Source organism: Maribacter aquimarinus, assembly GCF_047345505.1.
GTDB lineage: Bacteria > Bacteroidota > Bacteroidia > Flavobacteriales > Flavobacteriaceae > Maribacter.
This window is the reverse complement of sequence record NZ_JBLFEO010000023.1, coordinates 52,173-70,415: the sequence shown is the minus strand read 5'-3', so window position 1 is coordinate 70,415 and position 18,243 is coordinate 52,173. Positions and strand designations below refer to the sequence as shown.

The window sequence follows — 18,243 nt, the reverse complement described above, 5'->3', positions numbered from 1 at the left end:
GGTATGTTACCCTAAGTTACGGAAACCCGTGCACTTGTACAACGGAATTCGTCGATTGTTCAAAAATAAAATGCTGATTGTTAATATCTTACGTTCCCGTTGATAGAAAATCAGCAAGCCCTATGGTAGTTGTTCCCCGATCGATGGAGGCCACTTTACCTGGGAGGTGGAAGGTGTCGGCAACGACATCTTTGAAGCCTACCTCCGGGACTTCTCCCTCTACAGGCCCGAAGAACTGAAGGTGGTCATCATCGACAATGCAGGCTTCCACTCCACCAACAACATCGAGGTGCCCGATAATATCAAACTCCTCAGAATACCACCGTACTGCCCCGAACTCAATCCTTGCGAAAAGGTGTGGCAGGTGCTAAAGGAACGGTTCAAGAACAAGACCTTTGGTTCCATCGGTCAACTCGTAACATTTATCGGCGTAAACCGCCGTATTTCCGAAAACGCTCATGGCGATACTCCCCTTGATTTCCTTAATTTGAATAGGCGTTGCCGCCATCATTCCGCTAAGTGCCGCAGCTGCCTGACTTATCAAAACCCGACTGATACTATTCAATCCGGCGATATCGACAATTGAAGGTATAAGAACAATATCCTTGTCCCCGATTTTTTCGGATAAATCTTTAGTGGCCAAGGTACTCAGGCATATCTTGGGAATACCGAATAGAACAACGCCCATAACCTTTAAGGTTATAAAAGTACCACCGCGACCCCCCATGCCTATAACGCCGTTCACTTTATCTTTCGAGAGTAAAACTCAGAAAGTATGTTTGCGGCACCATTCCCCATAATTTCCAATGCGGCACCCCTATCATTCTTGGCTTTTACTTCAGAAAGTTTTAGTCCCGCGGCCAAGGCGACCGTTTCAGCTTGAATAGTAACCGGAAAACGATCAGTCGTTCCCAAAACCCCGACGTTCATTGTTGTTACCTGAACGCCATACTTGACCAAACAAGCATACAAGCATTCAAAATCTTCACCCTTAGTATCAAAACAGCCTACCATAACCACATTCAGGTTATTCGGGGTCGCTGTTTTTGGCACTTTCTTCATGTGGTTATTTACAAACGTATGCTATCAATTTGAATTAAAAGGACTTAGTCGGTTTTTTCCAAGGGCCATTCGCGTACATCGGCCCTTTCGGCCCATGCAAAATACGCATTCTTTAATTCTTGCACGAGTTCCGGCTCATCGTTTATCAGATTGTTCAATTCCGTCGGGTCTTCTTTTAAATTATAGAGCTCCCAAGGTTTTTCGCTGATTGCGACCATTTTCCAATCCCCTTTGCGGATTGCCCTATTACCTATATGTTCCCAATAAATATACTCATGCTCTTCGGCAGGTTCACCCTTGAACAAAGGTGCCAACGTTTTCCCTTCCAAACTCGTAATCGTATGGCCACTATATGTACCGGGATATTTGGCATTCGCCAGATCTCCAAGGGTAGCCATAATATCTACAATATGCCCCGTATGTTTTATTATCTGACCTGCTTCTATCTTTTTTGGCCAATGCGCTATCAAGGGTGTTGCCGTGCCACCTTCGTGATTATACCTTTTGTACATCCTGAAGGGGACATTACTAACGTTGGCCCATGCCTTGCCTTGACTGACCGACCAGCCGCTTTCCTCTTTCCACTCCGGATAGTTGTTCACCGTATATTTACCCCAATTCATGCCGAACATGTCCGTTTCGGCGGAGCATCCGTTATCGGACAAAAATAGGACCAAGGTATTTTCATATTGCCCAATGTCTTTTAAGTACTGTACCAACCTACCGATGTTCTGGTCCAAGTTGTCGATTTGTGCGGCGTACATGGCCCTTCTAAAATCGAGGTTTTCTTTGTCGCTTTGCGAGAGGGTGTCCCAATTTACATTGTCGGGCGGTGATAGTTTTGCATTTTGGGAAATTACACCCAATTCCTTCATCCGTTCATATTTTTCCTTACGAAGTTTGTCCCATCCTTCCAAATATTTTCCTTTGTACTTTGCGATATCCGCATCGGGGGCTTCAAGCGGAAAATGCGGTGCATTGTAGGCCATGTACAAAAAGAAAGGTTGTTTGTTTTCCTTCTTTTTGGCAACTTCCTCATTCAGAAAATGGATGCCGTAATCCGTAAATACGTCGGTGGTGTACCAATCTTTTTCAGGATGAAGGTCGTTTTTCGGATCCTCCGTTGCGGCAATATGGAGTTTTCCATCCAGGTACACCTCGCAATCCTCCAAAACCTTCCAGTAACTGTCCACGTGGATATTGATACCGTAAAATCTTTCGAATCCACGACCCGTGGGCCATTGATCTGGTTCTTTATGGCCCACATGCCATTTGCCCGCCATCATGGTTTTGTAACCTGCGCCTCCCAATACCTCGGCCAAGGTGACCGATGTTCTGTTCAAATAGCCTTGATAACCTCCTCCAAGATCTTTACCATATACCATATTGCCTATGCCCGCCTGGTGGGCATAAACACCTGTGAGCAAACTTGCACGGGTGGGACAGCACCTGCCGGCGTTGTAGAAATTGGTAAAACGTATGCCGCCATGGGCCAGACTGTCGATATTGGGCGTGTTGATCTCGCCCCCGTAACTGCCCAGATCGGAATACCCCATATCGTCGGCCAGGATGAGCACTATATTAGGGCGTTCATCAATAGTCTCATTGTACTTTTCCCCATCCTTACAAGAGAAATTGGCAATTAGTATAAGACCGAAGAAAATAGGTATTCTGTTCATAAATTCTTTTAAAACGCCCCTTTGGCCGACTTGATAATATTTCTATTACCATCGAGCCAATTATCGCGATACCAAGACATTGGTTTAAATTCATCGTTCAACATGTTCATTTTCGCCATCATCTTCTGTTTCATATCGGCATATACATCGGCATAAAATGGATCGTTGACCAAATTTTTGGTTTGTTGGGGGTCTTTTAAATTGTCGAAGAGCAATTCCGAACCATCCACCAAATACTTGGCATAGGTAAATCGTTTACTGCGCAGGGCACGCCATTCATGGCCATCTTTCCATAAATACGTATGGCCCATGCCCTGCAAAAAGGCAAAATCGGGCTCTTTACCGTTTTTCCCCAGGCATATTGCGCTCAAATCCATTCCCTCCACGGATTCCGGTATGGGCAAATTGGCGAGGCCTAGCATAGTGGGCATAAGATCGGGGGTGTTTATGGGGGCATCGGAAATCAGGCCGGCAGGAATCTTGCCCGGCCACCTGACCAACAGTGGAATCCTGGCCGCGCTCTCGTAAAAGGTCAGTTTGAAGACCCTTCCGTTCTCACCGAACATCTCGCCATGATCCGAGGAAAAAATCACGATGGTATCTTCATCTATGCCCAAGGTTTTCAACTTTTTCATCAATCTGCCCATATAGACATCCAAACTTGCGACCATGGCATAGTAGACCCTTTTTTGTTCGGGAATGTTTTCCTTCCAATACGAAAGCCATTTTTCAGGATCTGTATTGCGATCCATGTACCCGTCCGGGCTGTCTTGCCAATTATCCGGAAGTTTGAATGCCACATCCTTGAACATATCGTAGAACTCTTCGGGCACATTGTCTTTTACCCAGGGGTCATGTGGAACGCCAACACTCAAAAACAGGGCAAAAGGGGCTTCCTCTTTAGACTTCTTTTCCACAAAATCCATGGCCATATCAAATTGGGCCTCGGGCTCATATGGTTTGTCATAGGTTTTTCGTTCCTCGGTATCCTCAAAAAAATAGCCCTGATAACTGCGATGGTTGAAATTGTAGGCGGCCCAATAACCATCAAATCCCAAGCGATAGGGCCCAGGTGGTATGTATGCCGTCCTAAGTTCCCCATGGTGCCCAGCGATATTTGCCCAAAGATGCCACTTGCCGATATAACCCGTTTCATAGCCATTGTCGGTCAAGACATGCCCAATGGTTTTTTGGTTGGGGTTGATGCGAATTTCATTTGTTACCATACCGGTGCTAGAAGAATATTTTCCTGTCAATAATGATGCACGGTGTGGGGCGCATACCGGTGTTACGGAGACACAATTCTCAAAATTCAGTCCTTCCGTGGCCATTTTGTCCAAATTCGGGGTAATGGCCTTGTAATTTCCGGAATACCCCATCATGTCGTGCCGTAACTGGTCGGCCATGACATAAATGATGTTGGGCTTTTTCGCTTTTTGCTGTGCCACGAGTGTATTTTCGACACCTACAATGGTCAAAAAGCAAACTGATAAAATCCAATGTTTTTTCATTTCTCGTTTTTAACTATTTCTTATCAATCATATTTTTTATGGATGTCGACCACCGGAAACTGGGAAATCCGTAAGGTGGTGCATCCATAGGGAATCAACTCTATCTGTTCCTCGGCCGTGCCCAATTCGCGATGCGGGTGCGGCGAAACGGGCAGTTTTCCGGTGTTGCCATTATACTCTTTCCAATGTGGGACAATCTTTCCCGTGGTTAAAATGGAAATGGGGGCATTTTCCAAATTCCAAGGCATATCGGCCACCTTACCTTTGGATGTCACCCGAAAATCTTTTTGTTCTATTGTTCTTTTCGGAATACCGTAGTTCCAAGGAGATTTTGGCAATACCTCATAGAAGGTGTCTTCCCATTCATCTTTCTTCTTTTCTTGCCATTCCTCCTCAATTTTTAAGGCATACAACAATGGGCCACGCTCAACGGCCACGGATCCTTCGTACCATCTGGAAGTTTTGATTTCCATGGGGAACTTTAAAAGAACTTTATCATTTTTTTTCCAAGTGCGATGGAGTTTGAGGATATTGCCTTGTGCAACGATGCCCACTTTCTCTCCATTGATGCTTACCGACGGGTTTGTACACCATTCAGGAACCCTGAACTCAAATTCGAAATATACTTCTTTGGCCGGATCTATGGCAAAAGCAATTTCATCTTCAAAGGGATAATTGGTCTGCTCCTTTATGAGTACATCTACCCCATTACCTACCTTTACGGTAGCTTCTGAAGGTGCATATACCAATGCGGCAACCCCGTTGTTCGCCGTGGCATAAAAAAGGTTTTGTACAAACTTTGGCCACCCCTGATGCATATTGGAGACGCAGCACGGATACCCCGTCAACGTTCCGAAAAGCGTACTGCTTCCGCCGTATTCACAATCAAAATTTCGATATTCATGGGTAATCATGATCTGGTTGGGCTGTTGAAAATATTGCTTTTTCAGAAAGGCATCGTCATGTTGGGTGGGCAGCACATTGAAGGCAATTTTTTCCAAATAATCTGCATAATGCATATTTCCGGTTATGGGAAGCATACTCTCGAAAGAAAACATGATCTCCACTGCTGAACAAAGTTCAGAGCCTTGGGTAGGGTCATTCCCGTGCAAGGCCTCATCGCCCCCGTACATACCATTGGCAAATCCGTGTCCCGCTTTTAAGGATTCCAGCCCTTTTAAAGGAGCCATGAGATGAACCGAATCTCCACTTTGTTGATAATATATGACCGGTTCTTTTATACCCTGTGCTACATTGACAGTATGCAATGGAGCGAACGGATTGGCCTGTAATAGCATATTGCCGGATAAGGTGCCTGTCCAATCATAAGTTTGTTCGTGTATCAATTTTCCAAGCTCAAGGAGGTAGGGTTCCTTTGTGATGTTGTAAAGCCAATAAACAATCTGTAAGTTATCGCCTCCCCGTCTTCCGGCCCAGTAAGTTACCGCATCAAGTGGCATCTCGGGCAATTTTTTTAGTTGATACCGAAAATACCTGTCCATCAGATCAATCACACGTTTGTCTTCCGTAGCAGAATAGTACTGTTGTAATACTTTGAGCATGACCATTTTAGGCCACCAATCTTCACTTAGGGTCTGTTGGGTTCCTTTTATCTTTGGGGTCCCTTCTTTATTGGGTATGGGCCCGAAATAACCATTGTCACGTTGGTTTTCAATACTCCAATCCACCCACTTCTTTACTTTTGTCTTTAATTTTTCATCATCCAGAAGATAGGCCAGAGGGGTCAGTCCATCGACCCAATACGGTCCTCGTTCCCAACTATCACCGGTACCTCCAAGCCATCCGTTATTCTCTCCTGCAACGACTTCGTAGATTTCATCGAGATTTCCCGTTAGGCCGTCACGTTGTAGTTCCAACATTTTCAGCAGCCATCCCTTGGCTTTGATATCCCCTAAAGGCAGTGCCAAATAAGGCTGTGACGCCAAAGGTTCCTGATTGGTTATGTAGTGATCGTTACGTGCAGTTTGTCCATTTGCAAAGAAACAACAGACTCCAAGTATGGCTACTAGTGGCAGGTACAATGTTTTACTCATTCTCGATTATTTATTCAATTCAATTCCCATTCATAGAGTCCGGCCGGTTTTTCGGCCAATTTGATTTCTAGCTTGAACGTATTGGACGTAACTTCCTTGAACGAAATTTTACTTGGGAGTCCATCCTCATTTATCGGGTATTTTCTTGTATTTACAACCTTCCAATTTTGGCCGTCTTTATAAAATAGTTTCCATGATTTGGGATAAACAACGCCCCCATCTTTGCTTTTCTGCCAGTACACCGTGGCGGTTGTAAACGTTTGGGGCTTTTCAAAATCCATTTGAATCCATTCGGTGGATTTTTTCAAGGGCCAAAAGTTGAAGTCGGGTACCTCATCGTTATTTTCTTTGGAAGGGATGTAGGAATCGTTCACGGCATACAGATTCTTTAACCGTTGTTTTTTGGAGGCGGAAACCATAGCGCCATAGGTGGCTTTAGGATAGGCCATAGGTGTGGCAGCACTTTCTTTGGTGGGCAGCCATACTTCCATATCACTGGCACCCCTGTTTGCCCATGCAAAATAGGGAATGGCACTAAAACCAACTTCTTGTTTCTCAATGGTGCCCGTTGCGGTTCTGTAAAGAAAATCGGCTTTCCCATTGACCGTCAAGACTCCGTTCAGTAGGTCTTTTTGGTAGGTCATAGAAAAGTCTTGGGCAGGATTTACCATAATGTGGTTGGTTGCCCCATTGGGCATATCGAAACCCTCGATGCAGTACACCATAGGCCCTGCCTGTAGGGCGACCTTACCTTGGTTTTCTTTGATGTTCGGGTGGGCCGTAATCGTCCTTACTTCAAACGGAAATTCAATGCGCACATGGTCGTTGACCGCCCATTTTCGCTCTACGACCGCAAAGCCTTTTTCCATGTCATAGGACACCTCTTCGCCGTTTACAAAAATCTCGGTCTTGTTTTCCAACGTTTTACCAAAGGCATACAAATCGGAGGGGACCGGTTTCTCCGTGGCCCATCCTGGAATACGGATTCGTAACGAAAAAGCGGTTTCAGCATCGGGTTTTACCCTAAAATCCACCTTTCCGGACCACGGTAATTGGCTGGTTTGATCCAACTCCACTTTTTTCCTTTTAACCGAAAACACCGTGTTACTTGAAATAAAAAGGTTCACATAGATGGCATCTTCGTTTTGTGCATAAACATACCCTGGAACATCTGGGATAAAACGCGACACATTTGAGGGGCAACAGGAGGTGCCGAACCATTCGCTGCGAACCTCATTTCCACGCGATTCCAATCGGTTCGGATAGAAAAATTTATCGCCCTCCAATGAAACCCCTGAGAGTACGTTGTTGTAAAGCGACCTTTCCAATACATCCATATACTTGGCATCGCCATGGGTCAAAAACAGTCGGTAGTTCCAAAAAACATTGGCAATGCCCGCACAGGTCTCGTTATATGCCCTTAAGTTGGGCAGTTCATAATGGTCTCCAAAGCCCTCATGGCCCCCGGCGGCGCCAATACCTCCAATGATATACAATTTGGTATCGACAATGTCATGCCACAATTTGTCCATGGCCCCAATATAGGCCTTGTCTTTTGTCAATGCGGCCATATCGGCCATGGCCGTGTACATATAGGCCGCACGCACAGAATGCCCCACGGCCTTTTCTTGTTCAATTACGGGTAAATGGGTCTGGTCATAGGTCTCGCGTCGTGGCGATTTCCCCCGTTTGTCCAAAAAGAACTTGGCTAGATCCAAATATCGTTTTTCGCCCGTCACTTCATACAATTTGGCCAACCCGATTTCGATTTCCTGATGGCCCGGTACCAGTTCACGCTTGCCCCACCCAAATTCTTTGTCAATCAAATCGGCACTTTTGATGGCAATATCCAAAAAATTCCGTTTTCCGGTCGCTTTGTAATGTGCCACTGCGGCCTCATACATGTGTCCGACATTATAAAGTTCGTGCGAACCTTTCTCTACTTCTACCCATTTCGGTTGTTTGGCATCACGATGCGCATCGGAAACCCCTAAAATAGTCTTTACCGTAAAAAGATAGCCGTCATCTTCTTGGGCCATGCCCACGATGGTGATCAGGCTGTCCAGATATTTCTCCAGTTCAGGATCAGGTTGCTGGCTTAACGAATAGGCCGCCCCTTCCATCACTTTGTAAACGTCCGAGTCATCGTAGCCACGACCTGTATTGTACGTGCCTTCTTCAAGACCCGCTGCGACCCTGAAGTTCTTGATACGGCCACTTTCTTCGCTGCGTTGAAACGCAATGGGTATGGTAACCTCACGATTCACCTTCATGCGTTCCTTCCAAAAGCTGTCGGTGACCTCGACTTCCGTAAAACGAACAGGCGTTATTGGGTAGAACGATTCTTTTTGTTGGGCAACTATTTGAAACCCACAAAACAACATCAAGAATGACATGGATAAAAATGTCGTTATTCTAGGAACATAAAATTTCATAGTGATTTATGTGAGGTTTGACTCTATTTGTAGGTTTTTAAACCAAAATACGTAATTAAGGTAGGATTGATATAATTGGCCATATATTTGGATAATATAGTGCCAGAATAGCGTAATATGTTTCAATAAGTGGCTTTGAAGATATTAAGGCTCTACAAGATATCCTATTTTACCAATGACTTCCAAAGCTCCGCCCCCTAAGATACCGGGTCTCAATTCATCTATTTCGGCAAGGCGTTCATAGGCCTTTAGATAACTGTTCTTCAATTTTGACATTTCGACGGAATCTCCCAAGATTTCCAAGCCCCATTGCAACGGATCTTCGCCAATTTGAAGATCAGGACTCTTTTCCCTTCGCCAGTCCACCAATGTCTTCTTTAACTCGTTGACCACTTCGGTGTTGTCGGAAACATCGGCAACATTGTAGTGGCACATCGGGTCTTTTTGCAGATCATACAATTCAATTTCCTTAGAAATATGATGAAATCCGAGCAACAAGTCATAAGTCATCAGCGAAGATACCATAGCACTCTCGATGACCACAAAATCCTGTGTTTTATGGTTATCCGATTTTAGCGAACCAAAGAAACTTTCCCCTTCAACCTTAGAGGATGCTATACCTCCGGCCAATTCAATAAAGGTAGGATAGACATCTACATGGGAGGTGAAACCGTTTCTGATGCCGGGCACTATGTATTTTGGCCCCCATACCAACATAGGCACCAACGATTGGGTGGGAAACGGAGAACCCTTGTGCAACATTTCATTGTCAAAAAGTGCGCTACCGTGATCGGAGGTAAAAATAACAATGGTATTCTCAAGCAAGTTTTTGTCTTTCAGTGCCGCCATGACCCGCCCAATTTGCTCATCAACAAAACCGAGACTGGCAAAATGGGCCGCTTTGACCTGCTTTCTAAATTGTTCTTGTTCTTCACCTGGTAGCTTATCATAGATCGACAACAAATCACGGCCATAACCATAGCGATGTCTGGTATACTCAATGGGCTTGTTCTTTAGTTCCCCTTCCATAAATTTCGCATCGGGCATTTTGGCAGGTGGGTAGTCCTCGAAAAATCGCTTCGGGGGATTCCATGGATTATGCGGCCCGGTAAAAGAGACCCACATAAACCAAGGTTTTTCTTTGTTGATCGCACCATCTGTTATGGTTTCTACGGCCATTTCCCCGACAAAGTAATCGGGGTGCAGTTTCTCGGCTATATGCCACGGATAAAAATCCTGTCCGGGCGGTCTTCCATTATCAACATGATTTTTCCTGATTTCCTTTCTACTTGTGCCATGTTCTTCCAAATATTTTTCATAATCATCATTACGATAATCACGGTCCTTTCCCTCCAAACTTTGGTAAACATCAAAATCATAATCGGCCCCAAACGGATTAAAATGCATTTTGCCAATTCCTACGGTGGTATAGCCCAGTTTTTGAAGGTCACGCATCAAAAATGGGCGATCCGGTTTTTTGATGGAAATGGACCGATTGTCCCAAAGGGAATGGCTGTGTGGATACATTCCTGTTACGATGGATGCCCGGGCAGGCATACAGATCGGGCTCACACTTGAATGCCTTGTGAAAACAGCCCCCTCATCATAGAGCTTTTTGACCGTTGGCATTTTAAGTATGCCACTGAGTTCGTCCATATCGGCTCCACGGGTATAGTCTGTCGTGATAAAAAGTATATTGGGTTTTTGGGCTACCGCTTCATTGTTTTTCGTAGCTTTTTTACAGGAACCAAAAGCCTTCAAAACGAGCAGTGACATAAAAAAAAGGCGGGCATAGTTTTTCATCTCTTTATCTTTAAGGATATTTTCTCTACTTCTGCGCCCTGATGTACTACCTCTCCGTTCAGCAGCACCTGAAACCCTTTTCCCTTTCCATATTTTGAACCATCGCGATCCCAAACAATGGCCAGGTTCTTACCATGATACCTAATCTTGTCCAAGCAGAACCAATCCCAATCTTCCGGAACGAGTGGTTCCACTACCAAGGTATTGTCCAGTTGCGGTTTCAATCCGATCAGGTCATTGATGACCAGATCACAAAAACCGGAATGGTTGTAATCCTTACCGCGTTCTTCCCCTCCCTTTTCATCCGACCAAGTACCGTTCTCCCAATTTTTGAGGCGCGTTCTTGAGATCCAATCTCCGGTGTAGGGATTCAAGTTTTCATCAATCCACATTTGCGAATCACCGTTCTCCCGAGTAATCTTATGTGATGAGGCATATTGACTTAATAAATTGTAATAATCGTGTTTTGAAATAGGCCCATTGTTCTTATAATTGTTCAAAAAGTTGGAAAGACTTTTCAAAGTCTGAGTTGTGGCAAAAGGCCATGACGGCCCGTTCCATTGGCATTCATGCCCCTCGTAGCTAATTTTAAAGTATGGATGCGATTGCTCAACGGTGGTTAATCCGTAAGGTGCTGCAAATGCAGTGGTATCCAAAATGTTCTCCCAGGCTTTTGCATATTTTGCTTTGTCATTCGGAAGATCAAAGTACCAGGGCGTGTAGCCGATCAGTTCACGAATGGCAATTGGCGCACTTTCTTCGGAGTAGTCTCGCGGAAGCTGTGAAAAAAAATTCAATGAATCGTTCCACAATCGGTCCTCTACCAAATATTTTAATTGTGCCGACTTTTCACCATACTCATCAGCGACACCATCATTTTCAAAATAGGAAGCTAGTTCGGCAATCGCCTTGGCATCGCCATACATATAACTGTTTATGGTGGGTCTCGCCCCTATGGCGGTGAACTTTTCCTCTCCCTTGTTGATGATCCTGCCGCCGGCACTCAGCTCCATGCCATCCATATTGTCATTCTGCCAGAACAATCTATCCGGGCCATCACGGCGTTCTTTTTCCCATGCCTCATAATTTGTGATCAGGTGCTCAAGATGGCCTTTTAAAAAGGCCGTGTCTATATGGACCTTGGAAAATGCCAGTGTTGCATCAGCTACCCAAAAGCTATATTTTCTGATATTATCGGCTTCGGTCAGCCAATAGTCGATGTAGTCTTTTACGTATTTTTCATTTCGCAACCAACGGCCCTCATAAATGTGATAGGCCGCCGGGCAGTTGATCGTATTGTATTTGCCCGCCCAGGGCACATTGGGCAAAAATTCGGTGATTACAAAACGGTTCGGGGTCCGTTTAATGTGCTTTCTAAACGTCCACCATCGAAAATAATAGGTCTTTTCAATGGTTTTATCGGGAATATCCAACAACGGGATATTATCCTTTAAAAACGGGATTACTTCGGTATTGGGAACATGCTGAATGTAACGCTCATCATCTTTTTCATTGAATTCTTCAAAGTAATGAATGATTTTATCGAACCTCAAAATATGGGCTGACCGTTCTTGTCGTGAACATGACATAGATGTCACAAGAAAAGCACCAATGAACAAGCTATGGGAAACTGCTCGCTTCCAGGGATTATCGCACGTCATTTTAAATTGTAGGTAGGAAATTCGGTTATTCGCAAGGTTGTACAACCGTAAGGCACCAAGGTAATTTCCTCTTTTTTGATTCCTTCGCCGTAATCGCCGTCCCAATAATACCCGTCCCAAAATCCTGGGAATACGGGTGCGCCGTTCACTTCCTTCCATTCAGGGACTTTTACACCGGTCATTCGCAATTCGATGGGGGCGTTTTCCAAGTTCCAAGGGTAACTGCCGTCCCAGTCCTTTTCAACGACCTCGACGGATTCCGGCATGTTATCCAACTCAGATTGAATCAATCCATAGTTCCAGTCCCCTGATGCGAAGACTTCGGTAAATTCCCTATAGATATCGCCCCTGTCCTTTTTCTTTTCTATATGGGGCACTTTTAGAGAATACACTAGAGGTCCACGTTCTACGGCGGTTGAAAACTCGTACCATTTAGAGGTTTTGATTTCCATGGGCAGGGTTAAAGTGACTTGATCTCCGTTATTCCATTCCCTTTGGATTATGGCGATTTGATTTTGTATGTCAACCTCAACATTTTGGCCGTTTACGGTAATCGAAGGGTTTTTTGTCCATGCCGGAATACGCAAATGAAACGGAAAACTCGCATTTTTTTCTAGTTCGAAATCAAAAACGACCGATTCTCGAAATGGAAATCCCGTGGTTTCCACAATTCGCAAGGCAACACTGTCGGCAACTTTCATGCGCACCGTTGCCGGAGCGTACTGTAGTGCAGCAACCCCGCGATCAGGAGTAGCATAGAACAGGTTTTGCACAAATTTGGGCCACGACTGGTGCATGTTGGTGGTACAACAGGGATAGCCCGAAAGTGTGCCGAACACAAAATCGGTACCCTTATGTGAGTTGGTCTGAAACGAGGTTTCCAATCGATCGCTGATCTCGATTTGATTGGCCGCCTGAAAATATTGGCGCGACATATAATCGTCAGATGCTTGAGGCGGCAGGGCATTGTAGGTGATCTTTTCGAGCAAATCGGCAAACTCCATATCCCCTGTGATTGTCAACATGCTTTCTAATGAGAACATTTCCTCCGAAACGGAGCAGAACTCCACACCTTGCACGGGGTTGGGCCCATGTAGGGGTTCATCACCCCCGTACATTCCCTGAGGTTGCCCGTGATATTTTTTAATGTCCTTGAGTGCTTTTTTTACGGCAGCAACATACTTTTCATCGGTGTCCTTTTGATAATAGATTATCGGGGCTTTTAGGCCTTGGGCAAAGTTCACGGTATGTATGCCCCCAATTTTGGAGACTGTCAGATTGTTTATTTCGCTAGTGTCAAAGGGGTATCGCTTAAGCTTTGTATAATGCCAAGGTGTCACCGGATCGTTGTAATTCTCCCCATTGCTGAAAACGGTGGTCCACGGGAAGGTCTGCTCCTGTATGGTTTCCCCCAGATCTAACAAGAAATCATCTCCCGTGATATTGTAAAGCCAGTACACCACCTGTAGGTTGTCCGCGCCACGCCGATTGGCCCATAGCGTAAGGTAATCCAAAGGACGTTTTGGCAACTCGCTTAATTGGTACTTAAAGTACTTCGTGAGTGTTTCTATCACCCGTTCGTCGCCCGTGGCGTTGTAATATTGGCGCAATATCTTTAACATGACCATTTTGGGCCACCAGTCTTTTCGCTTTCCGCGTTGCAACCCGGGTTGTTGTTCAGGTTCTTCTTCAAAGGGAACGGGGCCGATATATCCATCATCGGCTTGGTTGTTGATGGTCCATTCAACCCACTTTTGAGCTTTTGCCTTTAGCTCTTCATCATCCAGAATATGGGCTAAGGGAAGTAATCCGTCGATCCAATACGGGCCACGTTCCCAGCCATCGCCATCGCCTCCTAGCCAACCGTTCCTTGGGCCCACCACCTCTGGGTATATGCTATCCAGTTTACCGGTCATGCCATTGGCCATTCGTTGCAACTGGTCTTTTAACCAACCTTCTGGTGCTGTGCTTCCCAAGGGAAGTTCTAAATACGCATTGGGCCTTAAGGGCGACCTATTTTGAAGGTAAAGTGCGTGGGATTTTTCTGTACTGTATGTCGCGTTTTTTGATGGGCCTTCTTTACAGGAAACCAAGGTTGACACAACAGCCACCAATAGTATGTACTTTTTCATTATATTAGGTTTTACTCGATAATCGAGATTAACTATTTTAAGGTTTGCCGTCATCGTTTTAAATGGTTTCCTTAGGAATGCCTTGTAGACAATTGGCACTACTTTATTCACCGGTATTTTAAATATAAGCCAAGGCCGAAAAGATTCCAAGAAAACGATTGTGCGTCTCTGATTTGTGGTAAAATACTACGACAACTTACTAATATAGTGTTAGCGGCCATTCGATACCTTTACAATCTAATTCTTCTTTGTTTTAATAAGGACTACCCCGCCCGACCCTTGTAGTCCATAATCTACGGTCGCCGCCCCTTTGACAACTTCTACCGAAACAATATCGTTGGTATCCACCAAGCCCTGAACTATTCCGATATCGTTCCCGATACGTTGTCCGTCCACCACAAATAGAGGTTTGGTCGCCGCCGTTGCCCCACTTCGCTGGCCAACCTGCCCCCTTACTACCACCCCACCACGCTGCACGGCAATTCCCGATACGCTCTTCAAACGGTCAAGCAAGGTCAAATTACTTTGGGCCGTGGCTTTTTTTTCCGGGGATTTTTGTGGGCTTTCGATCGCGACGCCTTTGCAGGAGAGCCATAGTGGAAAAAGGATCATTGCCGTGATTATGTTTCGCATCAATTTTTCGATTGAAAGAGTTTAATGCCCCGATTGTTAAAACTGACCAGCACCCATTTTTTCCCTTCAGGACCATTCATTATTTTGATGTCCCTCGCCTCACCATCCACTGCAAATCCGGATGTGGCAAAAGGTACATCCACCAACACAGAATCATTGGAAACCTTTAAAAAACTACCGTATGAAGCATCGGAACGCCCCATTGAGGGTTGATTTCCGTAAAAATTGCCCACGGCTATCACCTCTGTATTCCCATCGTTATCAAAATCATCGGAAACAAAACCATTGATAGCGGCATACTGAACCGATTCGGGCAATGGTTTTAGAACATATTTTCCATTTGCAGATTCTAAATAGGACGAAGCCAAGGTCTGAACCTGGGAATGATACCCTTTGTTCAACTGCTCATCGGGAAAAATTTCGGAAAAGGAACTATTGGCATAATCGTAATAGGTGCGATAGGTTCGTTTTACGTTCACGATCTGTTGGGCGAGAAGATCTAAGTTAGCGTAGGGCCAGCGTTTTCCGTTCTTGTAATAGGAAATTATGGGGTCCGTACTTAGGTTTCCGTCAAAGTCGTAAACATACAAATCCATAGGTTCTTCAACGGATGCTTGCATATTCGTGTTCAACCCCAAATTACCGAGAAGTATTTCTTGAATTCCATCATTGTTCAAATCGGCAAATTCAATAGCATTCCACCAACCTGAAGTATTTTCCAATTTTTTTCGCTCGATATTGCCTTCCTTAAAACTATAGATGGTCACCGGCATCCATTCGCCCGCGATTACCAATTCCTTTTCATTTTCGATCCACACCGCATCTGTGACCATGCCTATACTTCCCCTATCCTCTAAAAGCGAAATGGAGGCATCGGCAAACTTCCCTTGACCTCTGTTCAGAAAGAACTTACTGGCCGCAGGAAGTCCGTATTTAGTGGGATATGATCTGTTTCCGACAAATAAATCCATCAGTCCATCGGCATTCGCATCAAAGGCCACAACACAGGAACCGTTGAATTCGGTGTTCGGTAATTGGTTTTTCGGGTCGTAGGAAAAATTTCCCTCGCCATCGTTCAAATAAAGCCGGTCCTGCAAACCCTCGCCCTTGAAAAGTTCGCTACCGCCACTGACCACATAGAGATCTTGGTCGCCATCGGCATCTGCATCAAAAAAGACGGCATCGGTGTCCTCATGAACCCATTGTTCTTTAAAAATAGCCGGGCTATTTTTCTTGAACAGTGTTTTTTCATTTTGCCGTTGCAGGTACAGTTCCCCCGATTGTCCTTTGGCACCGCCGATATAAAAATCGTCCAGACCATCGCCGTTTACATCGGCAACCGCCATCTTTGGTCCTTCGGTAGACAAAAGATGGGGTATCATTTTTTCACGGTTAAAATCGTCAAAGTCGTTTTCACGGTGCAAAAAGTCTATACCCGATATGGCGGTCATATCCTTAAAAATTAAATTGTCAGCTCGAATTCGTTTGTAAGGCCTATGCTTGGCCAGGCCATGTTTAGCAGCTACTAAGGAGTTTTTTTCCACATTCACAATGGTCTGTGCCTTGCCAGCGCGCCAGATCACTTGTACGGAATCAATTTTTTCACCAACTCCCAAGCCAAAATGCAATATGTCTGAATTTCTGCTTGAGAGCCACCCGGAAGTAAGTTTGTTTTCCTGTAACTGTATTTTACCGTTGGAAAAAACCAAGGCCCTTGCACCGATCCCATTTTGATTTCCTTTTGGCCCCGCTAATTGAATGTTGAGATAATTTGCTCCTCCCAGCTCCATCGTATTGTTTTTATATATAGAAGCAGGTTCGTTCAGGTTATTGATCACGAGATCCAGATCCCCATCATTGTCCAAGTCAATGGGCAATGCGCCATTAGAAAAACCTTTTTTATTGATCCCCCAACTTTCGGAAACATTTTCAAAACTTCCCGCTTCATTGGCAAAACTGTAATTCGATGCCGCACCTTCGGGCATTCTCGCCAAACCTTCCATCGCGGTAAGACTGTCCAATTCCACTTCATTGGCCGTATAGTTGGCAAAATCCAGGTCATTGGGCCGTCGGGGAATACCGTTGGTCACGAACAAATCTTTAAAACCGTTATTGTCCAAATCGGCAAAGGAAGCACTCCAACTCCAGTCCGTGGTCGCTATGCCCTTTAATTGCCCGATTTCACTAAAGACCACTTTTGTACTGTCCAAAATACTACCGCTGTTTCGTTGCAACATGTTGCGTGAATATTGATAGTGGTACCCAAAGTTCAATTTATAATTATAAACGTCATACGCATCTACCCCGGCGGAACGTTTTTGGATTACCTCATCCTCCGGTTTCATGTCCAAGGTAAAAATATCCAACCAGCCATCGTTGTCGTAGTCGGCGATATCTGCACCCATGGTAAAGGTGCTGTTGTGCTTTGTGGATTGGGTGATCGCTTCTTCAAAAGTTCCATCGCCTTTGTTATAATAGAGGTAGTCATTTTCGTGGAAATCGTTGCCCACATAAATATCCGGATAGGTATCGTTGTTGATGTCGGCAATATTGACCGAAAGTCCGTAGCCCATTGGACCACTGTAAATGCCCGAAGCTTCGGTAGCGTCACGAAAACGCCCGTTCTCATTGATGAAGAACAAGTCTCCTGCGAGGACATCCTTTGACTTACGGATTTCCGATTTTTGGTAAGAATCGGGGGTGTGTACTGCATGGTTAAGAAGAAACAGATCTAAATCGCCATCTTGATCTGCATCAAAAAAGGCCGGTTGTTGGGAATATGTTGCAATATCCAAGCCGTATTCCTTTGCGCTTTCAGTAAAGGTTAGGTTGTGGTTGTTGATGTACAAACGGTTTTTTCCCGTAAGTTGCATATAGCCGTTGACCTCACAAACATAAATATCCAACCAACCATCGGCATTGATATCGACCATTGTGGCACCCGTTGTCCATTTATGGTTTCCAGCTTCCCCGCCGACATCTGCGCTTTCCGTAATATCCTTAAACTCCAAATCGCCTTGATTCAGATATAATTTATCCTTGCCCTGGTTGGAAGTGAAATAAAGATCCGGAAGGCCATCGTTATTAATATCCCCTGATGCGATTCCGCCACCATTATAGAAGTAGAGATAATCGAGAATGTTGAATTCTTCCGTTTCTTGTATGGTGTTGGAAAAATCGATATTGGTTCTACGCGGACTCAGTTCGGTAAATCGTTTGTCAGGTTTCGATTCACAGGAAACGGCTAGGGTAATACCCAACAAAATCAAAAAT

The 18,243-nt window shown here is 44.9% G+C and carries 11 protein-coding genes and 1 pseudogene; 1 reads left to right on the top strand and 11 read right to left on the bottom strand.

The window, feature by feature from the left end; all coding sequences use genetic code 11:
- Positions 1 to 166: 166 nt before the first annotated feature.
- Positions 167 to 355 (top strand): annotated as a pseudogene (locus tag ACKWCC_RS15030) (transposase); the annotation flags it as partial.
- Positions 356 to 367: 12 nt separating this feature from the next.
- Here the strand turns inward: ACKWCC_RS15030 and ACKWCC_RS15025 are convergent.
- The 11 genes from ACKWCC_RS15025 to ACKWCC_RS14975 form a co-directional block, all read right to left on the bottom strand.
- Complete coding sequence (locus ACKWCC_RS15025; protein WP_413996777.1) at positions 368 to 727, bottom strand: Tm-1-like ATP-binding domain-containing protein; 360 nt, start codon at positions 725 to 727, stop codon at positions 368 to 370.
- Positions 728 to 741: 14 nt separating this feature from the next.
- Positions 742 to 1,062, bottom strand: a complete 321-nt coding sequence (locus tag ACKWCC_RS15020; RefSeq protein ID WP_413996773.1) for a Tm-1-like ATP-binding domain-containing protein — start codon at positions 1,060 to 1,062, stop codon at positions 742 to 744.
- Positions 1,063 to 1,106: 44 nt separating this feature from the next.
- Positions 1,107 to 2,741 carry an arylsulfatase gene (locus tag ACKWCC_RS15015; protein WP_413996772.1) on the bottom strand — a complete coding sequence of 545 codons (1,635 nt, stop codon included), beginning with the start codon at positions 2,739 to 2,741 and terminating at the stop codon, positions 1,107 to 1,109.
- Between the two features lie 8 nt (positions 2,742 to 2,749).
- Positions 2,750 to 4,189 carry a sulfatase family protein gene (locus tag ACKWCC_RS15010; protein ID WP_413996771.1) on the bottom strand — a complete coding sequence of 480 codons (1,440 nt, stop codon included), beginning with the start codon at positions 4,187 to 4,189 and terminating at the stop codon, positions 2,750 to 2,752.
- Positions 4,190 to 4,275: 86 nt separating this feature from the next.
- On the bottom strand, positions 4,276 to 6,306 hold the full coding sequence (locus ACKWCC_RS15005) for a beta-L-arabinofuranosidase domain-containing protein (RefSeq protein ID WP_413996770.1): 2,031 nt from the start codon (positions 6,304 to 6,306) through the stop codon (positions 4,276 to 4,278).
- 14 nt (positions 6,307 to 6,320) lie between these two features.
- Positions 6,321 to 8,690: a glycoside hydrolase family 127 protein gene (locus tag ACKWCC_RS15000; protein WP_413996776.1), complete on the bottom strand. Its 2,370-nt coding sequence runs from the start codon at positions 8,688 to 8,690 to the stop codon at positions 6,321 to 6,323.
- A gap of 195 nt (positions 8,691 to 8,885) precedes the next feature.
- Positions 8,886 to 10,544, bottom strand: a complete 1,659-nt coding sequence (locus ACKWCC_RS14995) for a sulfatase family protein (RefSeq protein WP_413996769.1) — start codon at positions 10,542 to 10,544, stop codon at positions 8,886 to 8,888.
- A complete protein-coding gene (locus ACKWCC_RS14990) occupies positions 10,541 to 12,097 on the bottom strand; it encodes an MGH1-like glycoside hydrolase domain-containing protein (RefSeq protein WP_413996768.1) in 1,557 nt (518 codons plus the stop codon). Before ACKWCC_RS14990 ends, ACKWCC_RS14995 begins: the two co-directional genes overlap by 4 nt.
- A 104-nt stretch (positions 12,098 to 12,201) precedes the next feature.
- Positions 12,202 to 14,337: a beta-L-arabinofuranosidase domain-containing protein gene (locus ACKWCC_RS14985; protein WP_413996767.1), complete on the bottom strand. Its 2,136-nt coding sequence runs from the start codon at positions 14,335 to 14,337 to the stop codon at positions 12,202 to 12,204.
- A gap of 237 nt (positions 14,338 to 14,574) precedes the next feature.
- On the bottom strand, positions 14,575 to 14,970 hold the full coding sequence (locus ACKWCC_RS14980) for a TonB-dependent receptor (protein ID WP_413996766.1): 396 nt from the start codon (positions 14,968 to 14,970) through the stop codon (positions 14,575 to 14,577).
- Positions 14,970 to 18,233, bottom strand: a complete 3,264-nt coding sequence (locus ACKWCC_RS14975; RefSeq protein ID WP_413996765.1) for a VCBS repeat-containing protein — start codon at positions 18,231 to 18,233, stop codon at positions 14,970 to 14,972. Before ACKWCC_RS14975 ends, ACKWCC_RS14980 begins: the two co-directional genes overlap by 1 nt.
- Positions 18,234 to 18,243 lie beyond the last annotated feature (10 nt).

What these genes read in the sequence shown, in the direction of transcription:
- ACKWCC_RS15025 (WP_413996777.1), bottom strand. Translation starts at nt 727, where the DNA reads ATGGGGGGTCGCGGTGGTACTTTTATAACCTTAAAGGTTATGGGCGTT.
- ACKWCC_RS15020 (WP_413996773.1), bottom strand. Translation starts at nt 1,062, where the DNA reads ATGAAGAAAGTGCCAAAAACAGCGACCCCGAATAACCTGAATGTGGTT.
- ACKWCC_RS14985 (WP_413996767.1), bottom strand. Translation starts at nt 14,337, where the DNA reads ATGAAAAAGTACATACTATTGGTGGCTGTTGTGTCAACCTTGGTTTCC.
- ACKWCC_RS14995 (WP_413996769.1), bottom strand. Translation starts at nt 10,544, where the DNA reads ATGAAAAACTATGCCCGCCTTTTTTTTATGTCACTGCTCGTTTTGAAG.
- ACKWCC_RS14980 (WP_413996766.1), bottom strand. Translation starts at nt 14,970, where the DNA reads ATGCGAAACATAATCACGGCAATGATCCTTTTTCCACTATGGCTCTCC.
- ACKWCC_RS15005 (WP_413996770.1), bottom strand. Translation starts at nt 6,306, where the DNA reads ATGAGTAAAACATTGTACCTGCCACTAGTAGCCATACTTGGAGTCTGT.
- ACKWCC_RS15015 (WP_413996772.1), bottom strand. Translation starts at nt 2,741, where the DNA reads ATGAACAGAATACCTATTTTCTTCGGTCTTATACTAATTGCCAATTTC.
- ACKWCC_RS15000 (WP_413996776.1), bottom strand. Translation starts at nt 8,690, where the DNA reads ATGTTGTTTTGTGGGTTTCAAATAGTTGCCCAACAAAAAGAATCGTTC.